Raw genomic sequence first — 15925 nt, forward strand, 5'->3', positions numbered from 1 at the left:
TGTATCGCCATCACTGCACCACCAGCTGTGTCTGTGCGCTTTGCAAGGTGTCCGATTCCACGTGCAGGGTGATCGTGCCGCGCGCCCCGGTTTTCGCACGCACAATCGCCAGGCATAGCCCGTTGAACGCGTTGCGTTGCGAGGAGGCGAACACTTCCAGGTTGGTGGGATCGCCGTTGTCGGTGGCCACCAGTTCGCCGGGGCCGTCGATGCGGAAACGCAGGCGGTCGCCGGCGGTCGGTGCAGGACGTCCCTCGCGGTCGAGCAGGCGCACGCTGACAAAGCTCAGGTCCTGTCCGTCGCCACGGATGTTGCTGCGGTCCGGCGTCAGCTGCATGCGTGCGGCGGGGCCTGCGGTGTGCACGCGCTCGCTCGCCCACGGCTTGCCGTGCTTGTACGCCTGCACGCGCAGTTCGCCGGGCTGGTACACCACCGCGTCCCAGCGTAGCCGGTACTGCAGCGGTGCCTTGCGCTTGCGCCCCTGCGAGATGCCGTTGACGAAGAGCTCGGCCTCGTCGCCGGAGGTGAACACATGCACGGGCGTGACCTGTCCTTCGCGCCCTGGCCAGCTCCAATGCGGCAACAGATGCGCCACCGGCACCTCTGGCCGCCAGCGCGATTGATACAGCCAGTAGCGATCCTTGGGAAAACCGGCCAGATCGAAAATACCGGAGTACGAACTGCGCGAACTGTAGTAAGGCGTGGGTTCGCCCAGGTAATCGAAACCGGTCCAGACGAACTCGCCGGCGACATAGGGGTGCCGATCCAACGCGGCGAACACCTTGTCGGCGCTGGAGCCGAAATCCACCGCATGCAGCTCGTAGGCGCTGACCTGATGCGCCACAGGGTCGCCCCCACGGCCATCGCGTACCGGTGCGCTGTTGTCCGGCGTGACCGGAAATAGATACACGCCGCGGCTGCTCAGTGCCGATGCGGTCTCGCTGCTGAGGATGGCCTTGTGCGGAAACCGCGCATGAAACGCCGGATACTGCGGCTGTTTGCGAATGCGCTCGGTGCCTTCGAACTCGGGCGCATCGCGAATACCTTCGCCTTGGTAATTGAGGCTGATGACATCCAGTGCAGCCGGTAGCGGCATCGCGGGCGAGGCGTAGTTCATCGCCACCGTGGCCGGGCGTGTCGGGTCTTCCTCATGCACGATGGCGTGCAGCGTGCGTGCGATCGCTGCGCCTTGTTCGCCGGTGTATTGCTCGCCGACCTCGTTACCCACGCTCCACAGCACCACCGAAGGATGGTTGCGGTCGCGCCGCAGCATCGCGCGCAGATCCGGCTCGTGCCACTGCGCAAATACCAGATGGAAATCCAGCGGGGTCTTCTTCATCTCCCAGCTGTCGAACACTTCATCCACCACCAGCAGGCCCATGCGGTCGGTGAGCTCCAGCAACTCCGGTGCAGGCGGGTTATGGCTCATGCGAACGGCGTTGGCACCCATCTGCTGCAGCAATTGCAGTTGGCGCTCGGCCGCGCGCACGTTGAACGCCGCGCCGAGTGCGCCCAGGTCGTGATGGTTGTTCACCCCACGGATCGGCACGGGTTCGCCGTTGACCAGTAGCCCCTTGTCGGCATCGAAGACGATGCTGCGGATGCCGAAGCGGGTTTCGTAACGGTCCACCACACGCCCGTGCTGGCTGACCTCGGTGATGGCCACATAGCGATGCGGTTGCTGTGTGGGTGGCGGCCCCCACAGACGCGGCGCCTGGATGCGGGCGCTGCCTTGCACGCGCGCGGAGCCATCGGCAGGCACGCTGACCGGCTGTGCTGGAATGCGCGCGACCGGCGCGCCGCTGGGCGTGCCGCTCGCATCGTCGAGCAGATAGATCGCCGTGTTCACCTGCGCCTGTGCCGCGCTGCGTGCTGTATTGTCCAGCGTCACCGCCAGCTGCACCTGCGCAACATCCGATGCCACCTGCGGCGTGGTCAGCTGCGTGCCCCACTGGGCGATATGCAATGGCGCCGCTTTGGTCAGCCACACATTGCGATACAGTCCGCCACCGGGATACCAGCGCGCAGACTCGGGCGGGTTATCCAGGCGAATGGCCAGTTGATTGCGCTTGCCCGCAATGGCGTACGGGGTCAGGTCCACGCGCCAGGAGCTGTAGCCGTACGGCCAGCCGCCGACAAGTTTGCCGTTGAGCCAGACCGTGGCGTACGCCATCGCGCCATCGAGATCCAGAAACAGCGCGCGGCCGCGATCGCTGGCCGGGATGTCCAGGCTCTTGCGATACCAGCCGATGCCCCAGCTCGGCAACCGCCCCATGCCACCGTACGGCCCATCGGCCAGGAACGGCCCGGCAAAGGCCCAGTCATGCGGCAGGTCTACGGTTTCCCATGCGTTGTCGTCGAAGTGCGGCTGCACGTAAGCCACCGTGCTGCCCGGGTTGCCCGGTGGGCGTGTGTGCCGCTGGGCCGGATCTGCGATCAAGCCGTTGGCGGTGGGCAGGATCCACGGTTTGAGCACGCGCACGGCCGCCGTATCGACGTGCTGCGCCTGTTCGGGTTGCGCATCGGCCACCTTGCCGTCTTCGCTGCGTATCATCTGTGGGCGTACCGCGTAATCCAGGGTTTCCTGGTTGCCGGGCGGGTCGCCACGCTGAAAGCGCCACTGCGCGTTGAGCGATATACGTTCGCGTGGGGTATCGGCGCTGGCGTGTGGTGCGGCCGCTGCGGGCAATGCGGGCAATGCGATGCAGAGCCAGGCAAGCGCTGCGCAGGCGCGTCGCGCGTGGTGCGCGAACAGGTGCCGCATCGTGCCGGTGCCAGCAGCGCTGCAAAGCCTTTCGCGCCGCTTCACAACCTGTACGCCTGCTTGGGCAGGCGATATGCCAGATCGATCGCCACCTCGAGCGCCTCGTCCTCTTCCAGCCGATGCTCGGCCACCAGTTTGGCGAGGAAGGCGCTGTCCACGCGCCGCGCCACATCGTGCCGCGCCGGAATGGACAGGAACGCGCGCGTGTCGTCGTTGAAACCCACGGTGTTGTAGAAACCGGCGCTGGCCAGGGTCTGTTCGCGAAAGCGCCACATGCCCTCCGGCGCGTCATGGAACCACCACGCCGGGCCGAGCAGCAGCGATGGGTAATGCCCGGCCAACGGCGCCAGTTCGCGGCTGTAGCTGGTCTCGTCCAGGGTGAACACGATCAAGCGCAAGCGCGGGTCGTTGCCGTAGCGATCCAGCAAAGGCTTCAACGCATGCACGTAATCGGTGCGCATCGGAATATCGGCGCCCTTGTCGCGCCCGTAGGTGTCGAACACCTGCCGGTTGTGATTGCGAAAACAGCCCGGATGCAGCTGCATCACCAAACCATCGTCCAGGCTCATTGCCGCCATTTCGGTCAGGACCTGTGCGCGGAACAGCTCGGCCTGCTCCGGCGTTGCAGCACCGCGCACCACCGTGTCGAACAGGCGCTGCGCCTCGGCCGGCGACAGATCTGCGGTGGCGGCGCTGGGGTGCCCATGATCGGTCGAGGTGGCACCGTGCGCAGCGAAGAACACACGCCGTTGCCGGTGCGCACGCAGATAGCCGGGCCAGCTCAGCACGTCCTCACCGGTGAGCGCGCCGAACTGCTGCAATGCACCGGCAAAGTGTTCGTGGTCCGGGTCCACCACCGGGTCGGGGCGATACGCAGTCACCACCCGTCCCTGCCAGCCGCTGGCGGCAATGGCCGCATGGTGCTGCAGCGGATCCAGCGGCGATTCGGTGGTGGCGATCACCTCGATGTTGAAGCGCTCGAAGAGCGCACGCGGGCGAAAGCCCGGCGTCTGCAGCGCAGCAGTGATGTGGTCGTAGTAGTGATCGGCGGTGCCGGCATCGAGCCGGATGCGCAGATCGAACACGTTGTGGAACACATGATTGAGCCACAGCGCCGACGGAGTGCCACGCAACAACGTGTAGTGCTCGGCAAACACACGCCACGCCGCGCGCGGGTCCACTGCTGCGCGCGTGCCATCGGCGCGTGGGATGCCCAGCGCATCCAGGCCGATGCCCTGGCTGTACAGTATGCGGAACACGTAGTGGTCCGGCACCAGCAACAACTCGGTGGCGTTGGCGAACGGCGCATTGCCGGCGAACCACGCCGGGTCGGTGTGGCCATGCGGGCTGATGATCGGCAGGTTGGCGATCTGCGCGTACAGCCTGCGGGCGATTGCACGCGTGCCGGGGTCGGCAGGCAACAGGCGGTCGTCGTGCAGCGTCAGGGGTGAGGGCATTGGCATGAGTCAGGACACCGGGCAAAAACGTGTGTGGGCGCTGCGCGTTGCAAGAGCAGTCATGGCGCAGGCGTGCCGGGGTGCGCAGCCACGTAATCACGCAGCCACGCCAGCGCGGGCCGCTCGCTGCCATTGGCGCGAATCAGATACGCCGCTTCCTTGTCCCGCCACAGACCGGGCCGAAACCCCCACAAGGTGATGCCATGGACTGCCGGGTGTTCCCAGAACACCGGAAACACGCGTTGATAGTCGGCCAGCTGCTGCGCATCGGTGGGCCCGTCCAGATCGAACTCGGTGATGTAGATCGGCAGGCCGGTGGCGGCCAGCGCATCCAGATTGTCGCGATGTACCGACATCGCCACGTTCGGCGTGGTCTCGAAGGCATGCTCCTGTACGCCGATGGCGTCGATCAGGTGCTCGCGCTGCAGCAGCCGTACGATCTGCAGATATTTCTGCGTGGCCTGCGTGCTGTTGGTGATGCTGTAGTCGTTGATCATCAGCTTGGTCTGCGGAAAGTGCTGACGCGCAAGCCGAAACGACTGCAGCACCCATTCCCAGCCGCTGTCGCCATCCCCGCCCAGTGCCTGCAGGTAGTTGCCGCCGCCGGTATCGGCCTTGCTTGGCGGGTCGTTGAGCGGTTCGTTCACCACTTCCAGCAGCGCGATGTCCGGGTAGCGCTGCGCAACGGCCGCAAACCATTGCTCGATCTCGCGGCGCTGCTCGGCCGGCCGCAAGGTCTTGATCCACTCCGGCTGCTGGTTGCCCCACACCATCACATGCATCTGGAACGGCAGGCCGTTGGCCTGCGCGAACCGGTAGGCGGCGTCGAGCGTGCTCCAGTCCATCTGGTCGCGCACCGCCTCCACGGTGCCCCATTTGCCGCCATTCTCCGGGGTGAGCTTGTTCCAGTACTGCACAAACCCGGGCGCCTGTTGCGGGGCATAGGCACTGCCCAGAAACTTGGATGCACCGGCCGCCAACGGCGCGGCCTGCGCAGTCGGTGCGTGGCTTGCCGCCAGCAACAGGGCCAGGGTGAACAGGCGCAGATGCATGATGATTCCTCAGGACGAAGAAGGCGTTGCAGTGGTTGCCGGCAGCTGCGCCGGGTCCAGTCGCGGCACCAGAGAGTGCACCACTGCCAGCGCCAGCAGATAGGCCGACCCTGCCATCAGGAACACCGGCACATAACTTCCGGTCGCCTGTAGCAAAAAGCCGATGAAGGTGGCAATGAGCATGCCGCCCACCGACCCGGCAAACCCGCCGATGCCCACCACGGTAGCCACCGCATGCCGCGGAAACATGTCCGAAGGCAGCGTAAACAGGTTGGCCGACCAGCCCTGGTGCGCAGCCGTGGCCAGGCCGATCAGCGCCACCGCCAGCCACAGGTTGTCGGCACGCGCGGCAAACACGATGGGCACGACCGAAATCGCGCAGATCAGCATCGCGGTCTTGCGTGCGCGGTTGACGCTCCAGCCGCGCGCGATGAACCGCCCGGCCACCCATCCACCGGCAATGCTGCCGATATCGGCCAGCACGAAGATCACAATCAGTGGCGCGCCCAACTGCAACAGGCTCAAGCCGTATTCGGCGTGCAGGAACTTCGGCAACCAGAACAGGAAGAACCACCAGATCGGGTCAGTGATGAGCTTGCCCAGCACAAATGCCCAGGCTTGGCGATGGCGCAGCACCTGCAACCACGACAGCCGGCGTTGCACCGGCTCATGCGCATCGCTGCGGATATGCGCCAGTTCTGCGGCCGACAACCCGGGTTGTTGCTCGGGCGGGTGATAACTGAACCACCACACCGCCAACCAGGCGGCACTGAGCACACCGGTGAACAGGAATGCCGCCTGCCAGCCCCAGGCGGTGGCGATCAACGGCACCAGCAATGGCGCAACGATGGCACCGATATTGGAGCCGGAATTGAAGATGCCGGTGGCCAGCGCACGCTCGCGGCGCGGGAACCACTCGGCCACGGTCTTGAGCGCTGCGGGAAAATTGCCGGATTCGCCAAGGCCCAGAAAAAACCGCGCAATCGCAAAGCCAAGCACGCTGGTAGCCAACGCATGCCCCATCGCCGCAAGGCTCCAGATACCGATCGCCATTGCATAGCCAAGCCGGGTGCCGAAGCGGTCGATCACCGCACCGCTGCACAGCAGGCCCAACGCATACGCAGCCTGGAATGCGGTGACGATGTAGCCGTACTGGATTTCGTTCCAGCCGATCTGCGTCTGCAAAAACGGCGCCAGCACGCCCAGCACCTGGCGGTCCACATAGTTGATGGTGGTGGCCGCCAGCAGCAAGGCGCAGACGCGCCAGCGCACCCGGCCCAGCCGTGCCGACGCAGCGACAGGCGCAGCGGTGGGCAGCTCACTCATGCGTGTGGCCTGCACCACCGCAGCCGATCGCCTGCGGTCTGCACAGGTTGCACGGCGCTATGCATGCGTGAGCCAGCCAGCTGCCAGCCGGGCATATCGCTGCCGCGTTCTTCGGTTCGATTCATCGGCCACTGCACCTGCACGAAGGTGGCCTTGCGCCACGGGTGATAGCGCTACCATTACCACGACATTGCGATAAATCCATCGCGCAGTGCAGCACTGCGCCACCGTATGCACGCGCTTGAGCGCTGGTTTCCGCGCTCGCGCCGGCTGCTTGCGGCCATGTCCACGCAACTATGCTGCCCTGCAGCGTGATGTTCCGAATTTGGTAGCGCTAACATCCAGCGCACTGATCGTCCGTCTCCCCCATCGCACCATCGTCGCGCCGCTCACCGGCAGCGGCACTCCCTGCGCAGGGGCGATGCGTAGGACATCTGCTCACCTGTTAGGGAAGGGATTACGGTGAAGAACAGCTACGCACGTACCGCGCTGTCCTGCGCGTTGGGGTCCATCCTGCTGGGAATGGCCAGCACCGCCGCCTGGGCACAATCCACCGACGCCGACAGCGCCGCGCAAACGCCACCGGCCGCTGCCGGCAACGCCGATGCAGTGACCCAGCTGGACACCGTCACCGTCTCCGGCTACCGACGCAGCATCCAGTTTTCCACCGATGCCAAGCGCGATTCGGTGGGCTTTGCCGACACCGTGTTTGCCGAAGACATCGGCAAGTTTCCGGACATGAATATCGCCGAGTCGCTCAACCGCATCCCCGGTGTGCAGCTGTCGCGCGACGTCAACGGCGAAGGCCTCAACATCGCCATCCGCGGCCTGGGCACCAGCTTCACCAAGACCACGCTCAACGGCGCCAGCATCGCCACCGCTTCGATCGGCTTGAATGCGCAGAACCAGAATCGCGAAGTCGATCTGAACCTGTTTCCCACCGAATTCTTCACCCAGCTCACGGTGAGCAAGACGCCCACCGCCAGCATGCTCGAAGGCGGCGTCTCCGGTGTGGTGGACATGCGCAGCGCGCGTCCGTTCGATCGCCCCGGTGTGCACTTCACTTATCAGGCGCAGGCCGACTGGAACAGCACCAGCGAGAAGACCACCCCGCGTGGCGCCTTCATGGGCAGCTGGACCAACGAAGCAGGCACGCTCGGCGCGTTGTTCGGCGTGGCGTCGGTGCGCAGCAAGCTCGGCGTGCGCGGCTTCGAGAGCGTGGGCTGGACCAACCCCGGCCTGACCTACACCCAGTGCGGTCTCACCCCGCCCGCGGGCACGCCGGCCACCAATCAACCGGCCGCCTGCAACGTCAATGGCGGCGGCAACTGGCGCATTCCCGACCGCGTGCCGGCCACCGCCGGCAGCGGGCTCACCACCGGCGAAACCATCGACGCGGCGTGGCTGCTGGCACGCAACCCGGGCCTGAGCATCGACCAGATCAGCGATGCCTTGATTCCGCGGTTAGGCCGCCAGGTCTACATGAATGGCGATCGCGACCGCGATGCCTCGGTGATGTCGCTGGAATGGCGCCCCTCCGACAGCATGCATTTCTACCTGGATACGCTGTATTCCGAAGCCAAGCGCACCACCGAGCGGATCAGCATGAATCTGATCGGCCGCAACGGCAACATGATTCCACTCGGCATGCAGCTGGACCAGAACAACGTGGTCACCAGCGCCACCTTTGCCAATGCGCAGTACTTTCTGGAAGCGCGCCCGTACCGCGAAGAGGTCAAGTTCTGGAGCGTCAATCCCGGCGCGGAACTGCTGTTCGGTGCCGAGCAGGACATCAAGCTCAATGTGCAGGCCAATGCCACGCGCAGCTGGCTGGACCGCGAATCGCCCAGCATCCTGGTGACCTCGCCGTTCACCACCGTGGACTATCGCAACCAGGGCGGCGACCGCCCCTCGATCAGCAGCCCGCTGGATCTCAACGACCCCAACCTGGGCTGGGGCTGGAACGGTGGCCGGGTCAATATCCAGAACGAAAAGCGCATCACCGAAACGCGTGGCGGCCGTGCCGACCTGCAGTTCGGCGAAGACAAGCGCAACATCAAGATCGGCGCCGCCTACGACCAGGCCGAGCGCACCATTCGCGGCTTCGACAACAGCGTGGCGTGGGAACAGGTGGTGTGCCGCGGCGGTGGCGGCAACGTGTGCAACGGCGGGCCTGGCTCGGCGATACCGAATTCGGCACTGGCCGGCTATTTGCGGCCAGGCCCGGACGGCTTCATCACCGCCGATTTCGGCCGCTTCCTGCGCGACACCAACTATTACCCACTGCGCGATTCCGCACCGGAAACCAACTCCGCCAACACTGGCGCTTCGGCCGGCGGCATTCGCGAAAAGAACCTGGGGTTCTACATCGAAACCAATGCCGAAACCGAAGTGTGGAACCGCACGCTGCGCTTCAACGCCGGCGTGCGGTATGTCACCACCGACCAGACCATCACCGGCCCGGTCACCATCAACGGCATCCGCCGCGTGCAGGTGCTGGATTCGGATTACAAGGAAACCCTGCCCTCGTTCAACGCCGCCTGGGATGTGGCCGACAACGTGGTGCTGCGCCTGTCCAGCTCGCGCACGCTCACCCGGCCGGATCCGAGCGCGATGTTGCCCAACACCAACTTCAGCGACCCCTCCGCGCAGACCGCAACCCAGGGCAATCCGAACCTGGCGCCGTACCTGTCCACCAATGTGGATTTCGGCGGCGAGTGGTACACCGGCGGCGAGGGCTATGTGGGCCTGACGCTGTTCAACAAGCGCATCAGCGGCTTCACCGTCAATGGCGTGCGGCGCATTCCCTTCAACGACCTGGGCGTGCCGTACGAGAGCCTGCTGCCGATCCAGCAGGCCGGGCTGGACCAGCGCGGTGGCCCGAACGCCGCCACGGTCGATGTGCAGACCCAGGTCAATGCCGATGGCGTGCTCAACATCCGCGGCACCGAAGCGATCTGGGTGCAGCCGCTGGACAAGCTGGTCGACGGCATGGGCTTCAGCGTGAACTACACCCATGTCACCCAATCCTCCGAAGGCGAAGGCATCCCGGCAGTGGCGGTCGGCGTGGCGCCGAACCTGTGGAACGGCACCGTGTACTGGGAAAAAGACGCCGCCTCGGTGCGCCTGTCCTACACCTGGAACGACGACATGGTGATCTCCGGCGCCAATCAGAACGGCATCCCGTACGCACGCCTCAACGCCGATGCACGCGGCCAGCTGGATCTGTCGGCCAGCTATGCGCTGGACTGGCTGCCGTCCAAGCCGCAAATCACCCTCAACGTCACCAACATCACCGACGAGCCACTGCGCACCACCTACGCCTGGCCCAACGCCACCTACGATCTGTACGAGCCCGGGCGCACGGTGATGCTCGGCATCCGCGGTACGTTCTGAGCGTGCGCATCGCCATGACGACGCAGATGCCGGGCCGATGCGGCCGCGCCACCGCACGCGCGTGGCCTTGCCGCATGCTCCGCGCAGCGCGCGCCGTCGCCCCCTCCCTGGCGACGGCGCGCACGGTTTTGCTGGACACTTCAGCCGCCATGCCTGCTGCCGCGATCCGGATGGGTCGCGGTCAGCAGCATGGCGCGCGCCGCGGCGTTTTCCGCAGCATTCTTCGAGCCCGCCTCACCTCATGAACGATCGGTCACAGCAGCTCTCCGTGCGCGAAAAGATCGGCTACAGCCTGGGCGACCTGGCGGCCAATCTGATCTTCCAGACGCTGGTCACCTTCCTGGCGTTCTTCTATACCGATGTGTTCCGCATCCCGGCGAGCGCGGCGGCCACGTTGATCTTCGTGGTCGGCCTGCTCGGCGCGTTCGTGTTCACGCCCATCATCGGCATCCTGGCCGATCGCACCCGTACCCGCTGGGGCAAGTTCCGCCCGTGGATCCTGTGGACGGCACTGCCGTTCGGCGCATTGTCGCTGGCGGCGTTCAACACGCCCGACCTGGGCGAGCACGGCAAGATCACCTACGCCTTCGCCACCTACACCTTGCTGATGCTGGTCTACGTGGCCAACAACCTGCCGTATTCGGCGTTGAGCGGCGTGCTCACCGGCAGCATGGAGCAGCGCAACAGCCTGTCTGCGTATCGTTTTCTGGCGGTGACCTTCGCGCAGTTCATCATCCAGGTGTTGCTGCTGCCATTGGTGTTGATCCTGGGCAATGGCGACAAGGCGCAAGGATTCCGCAACACCATGGCGCTGTTCGCGGCAGTCGGCACGCTGTGCTTTCTGATCACCTTCTTCACCACCCGCGAGCGCGTGCTGCCGATCGCCGAACAACGCAGCAGCGTGCGCCAGGACCTCACCGACCTGGTGCGCAACAAACCCTGGCTGGTGATGCTGGCACTGACGATTTTGGTCTTCATCAATCTCGCCATGAAGGGCGGGATGTACATCTACTACTTCAAGTATTACCTCGACGCCGGTGCGCTGACCCACTTTCTCGACGCAGCAGGATTCAACCGCTTCATTGCTGCCATCAACAGCGTGCTGACCGGCGCCGGCATGAGCGCCTTGCAATGGCCGCAGGACGCACCGACCTCGGCCTTCAGCGTGTTCAGTGCCGGCGGCATCGTGGCGATGATCGTGGGCATCGGTTTTTCCAAACGTCTGGCCGACCGCTACGGTAAGCGCAACGTCTTCGGCGGCGCGCTGCTGATTTCCACGCTGTTTTTGCTGGCGTTCTACGTGTATCCGCCAAATGCGATTGGCTGGGTATTCGCCTCCTACGTGCTGCACGGCTTTTTCTACGGCATCACCATCCCGCTGCTGTGGGCGATGATTGCCGACGTGGCCGATTACTCGGAGTGGAAGAACCACCGCCGCGCCACTGCGATTATTTTTTCGGCAATGTTGTGCGGCCTGAAGATCGGCCTGAGCGTGGGCGGCGCGCTGGTCGCCGGCATCCTGGCGTTTTACGGCTATGACGCAGCACTGCCGCAGCAGAGCGCGGCGGTCACCGACGGCATCCGCCTGGCGATCAGCGTGTATGCGTCCATCCCGTTCCTGCTCGGCACCGCGCTGCTGGCGCTGTACGAAATCGACAAACCGCTGGAAACCCGCATCGAACACGAACTGGGCGTGCGCCGTCAGGCCGTTCCATCCGCTTCGCTGTGATGTCTCTCTCCCACCTCATGCACAGGTACGCGCATGTCCGATGAACTGGAAGCCGCTGCATTGCAGGCGCTGACGCGCACCGCCATTTCCGCACCGCTGGTCACCCACCTCTACACCGCCGACCCGTCCGTACATGTGTTCGACGGCGCGTTGTACATCTATCCCTCGCACGACATCGATGCCGGCGTGGCCTTCAGCGACGACGGCTCGCATTTCGACATGGCCGACTACCACGTCTTTCGCATGGCGCATCCCGATGCGCCTGTGGAAGACCTGGGGCAGGTCCTGCACGTACGCGACGTGCCTTGGGCACAGCGCCAGATGTGGGCACCGGATGCGGCGCAACGCAACGGCAAGACCTACCTGTATTTCCCGGCCAAACGCGCCGACGGCATCTTCCAGATCGGCGTTGCGGTAGGCGACCAGCCGCAAGGCCCGTTCGTCGCCGAACCCGAACCGATCGACGGCACCTACTCGATCGACCCGGCCGTGTTCGCCGACGACGATGGCACGCATTACCTGTATTTCGGCGGCATCTGGGGCGGCCAGCTGCAGCACTACCGCAACAACGCTTACGCAGATACGCATCAGGAACCGGTGGGCGACGCGCCCGCACTCGGCCCACGCGTGGCGCGTCTCCGTGACAGCATGACCGAACTGGCCGAGCCCACCCGCGAGATCGTCATCCTCGACGAACGCGGCGCCCCGCTCCGCGCCGACGACCACGCCCGCCGCTTCTTCGAAGGCCCCTGGGTCCATCGCCACGCCGGCCGCTACTACCTGTCGTATTCCACCGGCGACACCCACCGCATCTGCTACGCCACCAGCGATTCACCCTATGGCCCCTTCGTCTACCAAGGCGTGCTGCTCGCACCGGTGGTCGGCTGGACCACGCATCACTCCATCTGCGCCTTTGACGGCCAGTGGTATCTGTTCTATCACGACGCCAGCCTGTCGCAGGGCCAGACGCATCTGCGCAGCATCAAGATGGCACCGCTGGCGCACGACGCCGATGGCAAGATCGCGACGATTTATCCATATGGGGCCGATGCGGTGTCGCCTTGGTGAGGCACCCTTGGGCAACTGCCTGCCGGGTTGCATCAAGCCCGTCATCGCTCGCCCGCTGGCATTGAACGACACGTCGTGTCACCGCTGCGGTTTCAAGGCACATCGTGATCTCACTGCGACGCATCAGACCTAGCGCAAACGGCTCATTGAGCGAGCATTTCGTGGCATGCGCAACGCGTGCCTCGGGGCGCTTCAACGCTACCGTGATGTGGCGAGCGCGACCGTCATGCCGCTGCCAACGACTGCATGTTGCGCCGAAGCCGGTACTGCAGCGCATGAGGTTGCATCCGGACGCATCGCAACTACGTAGGTGCATGCACCTGCCCTTGAGTTGGAGATTGCCATGCGACGTCGTTCGATGCTGCTGTTGCTGACGCTCGCGGTCTGGGGGAGTGCAAGCGGCAGCGAAGCGCGCTCCGCCCTGCCCCGCGCAGATAGCGTCGACGTGCCACGCTTCATGGGCGACTGGTATGTGATCGCACACATTCCCACCCGGCCGGAGCGCAAGGCCTATGACGCGGTGGAGAGCTATGCGCTGCGGCCGGACGGCCGCATCCAGACCACCTTCACCTTCCGCAAGGGCAGCTTCCAGGCGCCGCTCAAGTCCATGCATCCAGTCGGCCAGGTTGCAAAGGACGGCAATGGCGCGCTGTGGAGCATGCAGTTCCTCTGGCCGTTCAAGGCCGAGTACGTGATCGCTTGGTTGGATCCAGGCTATACACAGACCATCGTGGCACGCAGCAAGCGCGACTACGTCTGGTACATGGCGCGTACCCCGCAGGTCTCCGATGCCGACTATCAGCAGGCAGTTCAACGTATCGCCGCAATGGGCTACGACGTGTCACAGCTGCGGCGTGTACCGCAGTCGCAGCGATGATGCGGTAAAAGGTGCGACGAGCCCAGCGATGCAGTGACTGCATCGCAGGCTCTCGCACACCGACTGCGTCAGGCGTCCTTGTCATCCACGGAGAATTCCCAGCCGTCATTCAAGCCTCCCAACGGCTTGGCCTCCAGGTCCAACTCTTCCTCGAACGCCGAAATCGCCTTGTGCGACGGGATCATGGTTGGATACACCGTCACGTCCATCGGAAACGCCGTGTTTTCCGGGTAATGGCAGCAACGCACCTTTTGCTCGAAGCGCAGCATCGTCACCGAAAATTTCAGCGCAGACTCCTTGCTAGGGCCTGTTAACACATCCGAAGTCCATCAACGACAAGGATGAAGCTTAAGAATCCGAGGAACATGACATCCAGCTTTTCGAAGCGCGAGAAAATCCGGCGGTAGCCCTTCAAGCGACGAAACAGCCTCTCCACTTCGTTGCGCCGCTTGTACATTTCTCGGTCGTACTCCCAGGGCTCGACCCGATTGGCTTTTGGCGGGACCACCGGGACGTAGCCAAGATCAAGCGCTAGTTGGCGCGTCTCATTGCCTTCGTAAGCACGATCCATCAACAAATGAATCGGTCGCTCCACAGGCCCAAGGTGTTCAAGCAACGTGCGGCCCGCAGGTGCGTCATGGGCGTTGCCAGGCGTCAATCCGAACGTGATCGCTGTTCGAGCATCTGCGGCAACCATATGAATCTTGGTATTCCATCCGCCGCGCGATTTACCGATAGATTGTGGGCCGTTTTTTTTAACGCACCAGTCCCATCCGGATGCACCTTGATGCTGGTGGAGTCCAGCGAGACCGCCTCGATTTTGATGCGCACGATTTGGGACTTCTGCAGTTCAGCGAACATCCGGTCCAGCACACCTGCCTTGGCCCAACGGTTCATGCGTGTGTACACCGTGTGCCAATTGCCAAAGCGCTTGGGCAGGCCGCGCCATTTGCAGCCATGCTCGGCAACATAAAGGATGGCATTGACCACTTGCAGGTTGGTCATGCCGACATTGCCGCGCTGCCTCGGCAGACACTGTTCGATGAGAGAAAATTGTGCGGGTGTGATTTCCATGCGCAATAGTTTAACCGCTCAGATCATTAGTGTTAACAGGCTCTAGGGAACACCACGGAAAACGCAATCTCACGTGGCCTGGAAAGATCCACGCCCTGCTGAGCGATATGCCAGAGGGTCTCGCCGTTATCGTCTTTGGGATACAGCTCCGGGTTTCGTTGCATGGCACTTCGTTATTTGATGACCGACTGGCCGACAGAAAATTATAACGTGTGGTCGTGTTGCGCTGGTCATTAACTGCAGCCCTGAGACCAACTGGTGTCAGAATGCTCTTCAAGCTCACCATATTTCCGGCGATCGCACCATTTCCTGCCTCACTAGCTGTCGTAGTGAAGTTATTAATGTATCCGGCTGGGCTGAAACGCCTGCATGTTAATTTCTACATCTCTGCGACATGTCATTGATAACCGAAAGCGCGCGAGGATTCTAAGCCTACGTCTTGACTCATCCATGCATCGGTAGCACACTCCTCCACGGAGCGTAGCAACTCCGCAAACAGCGGTACCACCCCCGTCAAGCGGTGGTTTTTTGTGCCTGATGTTCGGGCACATGCTCGGCGTCTCCACGCCGGGAGGGCGGCGAATACAACACCCGCAAGGGAAATAAGCCCGCCGTCTGTTTGCGGTTGCTAACCTCCCGGCATCCCGCCGCATCGTGCGGCGGGAGCCTGTTCCGGAGGAGTAAGCATGGAGCAGTCTCTGTTCGGGTATTACCTGCTGCCGGAAGGCGCGCAGCTTCGGTTGCTGCAAACGCGTGATCATCTACGCTTTTTGGCAGCGTTGGCATGTCCCCATTGCACGTCGAACACCTCAGGCATCAGTAAGCCTCCCGTGTCACTGGATGCTCTGGCGTTTTGCTTCGATCTGTTGGCTGAGCAATTGGATGATGTGCTGACCCAGACCAAGGCGCCTGGCGACATGACAGAGCCGCATGCTTCGTAATAGCATGCATATAACTTGAATCAACAGTGGTAATCGCTGCGGCCATGAACCCGGCGACCTGATGCTGCTTTTACAAGCTATAAGAAATTTGACAGGAAAATGCACTAAGTCCCTGTACATCGTCAGGCAACAGAACTTTTCAGCTGTGCACTTGGCAAATGAAGGGAGCATGCGAAGTGAAATTCAAGGCAAATCTAGTGGTAGTCGTAGCACTTATCTGCTTGGCAACGTCTTGTGCAAC

General features: G+C 63.5%; 10 protein-coding genes and 2 pseudogenes. 5 read left to right on the forward strand and 7 right to left on the reverse strand.

Annotation, left to right across the window (positions count from 1 at the left end; all coding sequences use genetic code 11):
- Positions 1–10: 10 nt before the first annotated feature.
- From galB to M3O59_RS20425, 4 genes are read right to left on the reverse strand one after another with little or no spacing between them, the layout of a single operon-like run.
- Entirely contained in the window at positions 11–2764 is a 2754-nt protein-coding gene (gene galB / locus M3O59_RS20410; RefSeq protein WP_249047165.1) for a beta-galactosidase GalB, read from the reverse strand.
- 41 nt (positions 2765–2805) lie between these two features.
- Entirely contained in the window at positions 2806–4221 is a 1416-nt protein-coding gene (gene uxaC, locus M3O59_RS20415) for a glucuronate isomerase (protein WP_116906804.1), read from the reverse strand.
- A gap of 59 nt (positions 4222–4280) precedes the next feature.
- Positions 4281–5273 (reverse strand): endo-1,4-beta-xylanase, encoded by a 993-nt coding sequence (locus M3O59_RS20420; RefSeq protein ID WP_116906805.1) that lies wholly within the window; start codon positions 5271–5273, stop codon positions 4281–4283.
- Between the two features lie 9 nt (positions 5274–5282).
- Positions 5283–6599, reverse strand: a complete 1317-nt coding sequence (locus M3O59_RS20425) for an MFS transporter (RefSeq protein ID WP_116906806.1) — start codon at positions 6597–6599, stop codon at positions 5283–5285.
- A 462-nt stretch (positions 6600–7061) separates the two neighbouring features.
- On the opposite strand from M3O59_RS20425, the gene M3O59_RS20430 reads away from it, so the two are divergent.
- The 4 genes from M3O59_RS20430 (at position 7062) to M3O59_RS20445 (ending at position 13669) form a co-directional block, all read left to right on the forward strand.
- Positions 7062–9995 carry a TonB-dependent receptor gene (locus tag M3O59_RS20430; protein ID WP_181920664.1) on the forward strand — a complete coding sequence of 978 codons (2934 nt, stop codon included), beginning with the start codon at positions 7062–7064 and terminating at the stop codon, positions 9993–9995.
- Positions 9996–10236: 241 nt separating this feature from the next.
- On the forward strand, positions 10237–11724 hold the full coding sequence (locus M3O59_RS20435; protein WP_116906808.1) for an MFS transporter: 1488 nt from the start codon (positions 10237–10239) through the stop codon (positions 11722–11724).
- Between the two features lie 33 nt (positions 11725–11757).
- Entirely contained in the window at positions 11758–12792 is a 1035-nt protein-coding gene (locus tag M3O59_RS20440) for a glycoside hydrolase family 43 protein (RefSeq protein WP_116906809.1), read from the forward strand.
- A 343-nt stretch (positions 12793–13135) separates the two neighbouring features.
- The gene (locus M3O59_RS20445; protein WP_116906811.1) at positions 13136–13669 is read left to right on the forward strand and encodes a lipocalin family protein; all 534 of its coding nucleotides are present in this window, start codon (positions 13136–13138) and stop codon (positions 13667–13669) included.
- A 68-nt stretch (positions 13670–13737) separates the two neighbouring features.
- On the opposite strand, the pseudogene M3O59_RS20450 reads toward M3O59_RS20445, so the two are convergent.
- From M3O59_RS20450 to M3O59_RS20460, 3 genes and pseudogenes are all read right to left on the reverse strand, one after another.
- Positions 13738–13974 (reverse strand): annotated as a pseudogene (locus M3O59_RS20450) (ribonuclease E inhibitor RraB); the annotation flags it as partial.
- 5 nt (positions 13975–13979) lie between these two features.
- Positions 13980–14743, reverse strand: a protein-coding gene (locus tag M3O59_RS20455) for an IS5 family transposase (RefSeq protein ID WP_116906511.1) whose coding sequence is annotated in 2 segments (ribosomal slippage) — positions 13980–14428 and positions 14428–14743 — 765 coding nt in all. Because the reading frame shifts where the segments join, the coding sequence is not laid out codon by codon here.
- Between the two features lie 44 nt (positions 14744–14787).
- Positions 14788–14907 (reverse strand): annotated as a pseudogene (locus tag M3O59_RS20460) (ribonuclease E inhibitor RraB); the annotation flags it as partial.
- A 522-nt stretch (positions 14908–15429) separates the two neighbouring features.
- Between M3O59_RS20460 and M3O59_RS20465 the strand changes: the two are divergent.
- Positions 15430–15684: an XAC0095 family protein gene (locus M3O59_RS20465; protein WP_116906512.1), complete on the forward strand. Its 255-nt coding sequence runs from the start codon at positions 15430–15432 to the stop codon at positions 15682–15684.
- The last annotated feature ends 241 nt before the right edge of the window (positions 15685–15925 follow it).

It is taken from the genome of Xanthomonas nasturtii (genome assembly GCF_023337365.3).
In the GTDB taxonomy this organism is placed as follows: Bacteria; Pseudomonadota; Gammaproteobacteria; order Xanthomonadales; family Xanthomonadaceae; genus Xanthomonas; species Xanthomonas nasturtii.

Bases quoted from the DNA above. Each gene is read 5' to 3' on its own strand.
- M3O59_RS20420 (WP_116906805.1), bottom strand. From the start codon at position 5,273: ATGCATCTGCGCCTGTTCACCCTGGCCCTGTTGCTGGCGGCAAGCCAC.
- M3O59_RS20440 (WP_116906809.1), top strand. From the start codon at position 11,758: ATGTCCGATGAACTGGAAGCCGCTGCATTGCAGGCGCTGACGCGCACC.
- M3O59_RS20435 (WP_116906808.1), top strand. From the start codon at position 10,237: ATGAACGATCGGTCACAGCAGCTCTCCGTGCGCGAAAAGATCGGCTAC.
- M3O59_RS20445 (WP_116906811.1), top strand. From the start codon at position 13,136: ATGCGACGTCGTTCGATGCTGCTGTTGCTGACGCTCGCGGTCTGGGGG.
- M3O59_RS20425 (WP_116906806.1), bottom strand. From the start codon at position 6,599: ATGAGTGAGCTGCCCACCGCTGCGCCTGTCGCTGCGTCGGCACGGCTG.
- uxaC (WP_116906804.1), bottom strand. From the start codon at position 4,221: ATGCCCTCACCCCTGACGCTGCACGACGACCGCCTGTTGCCTGCCGAC.
- M3O59_RS20465 (WP_116906512.1), top strand. From the start codon at position 15,430: ATGGAGCAGTCTCTGTTCGGGTATTACCTGCTGCCGGAAGGCGCGCAG.
- galB (WP_249047165.1), bottom strand. From the start codon at position 2,764: ATGCGGCACCTGTTCGCGCACCACGCGCGACGCGCCTGCGCAGCGCTT.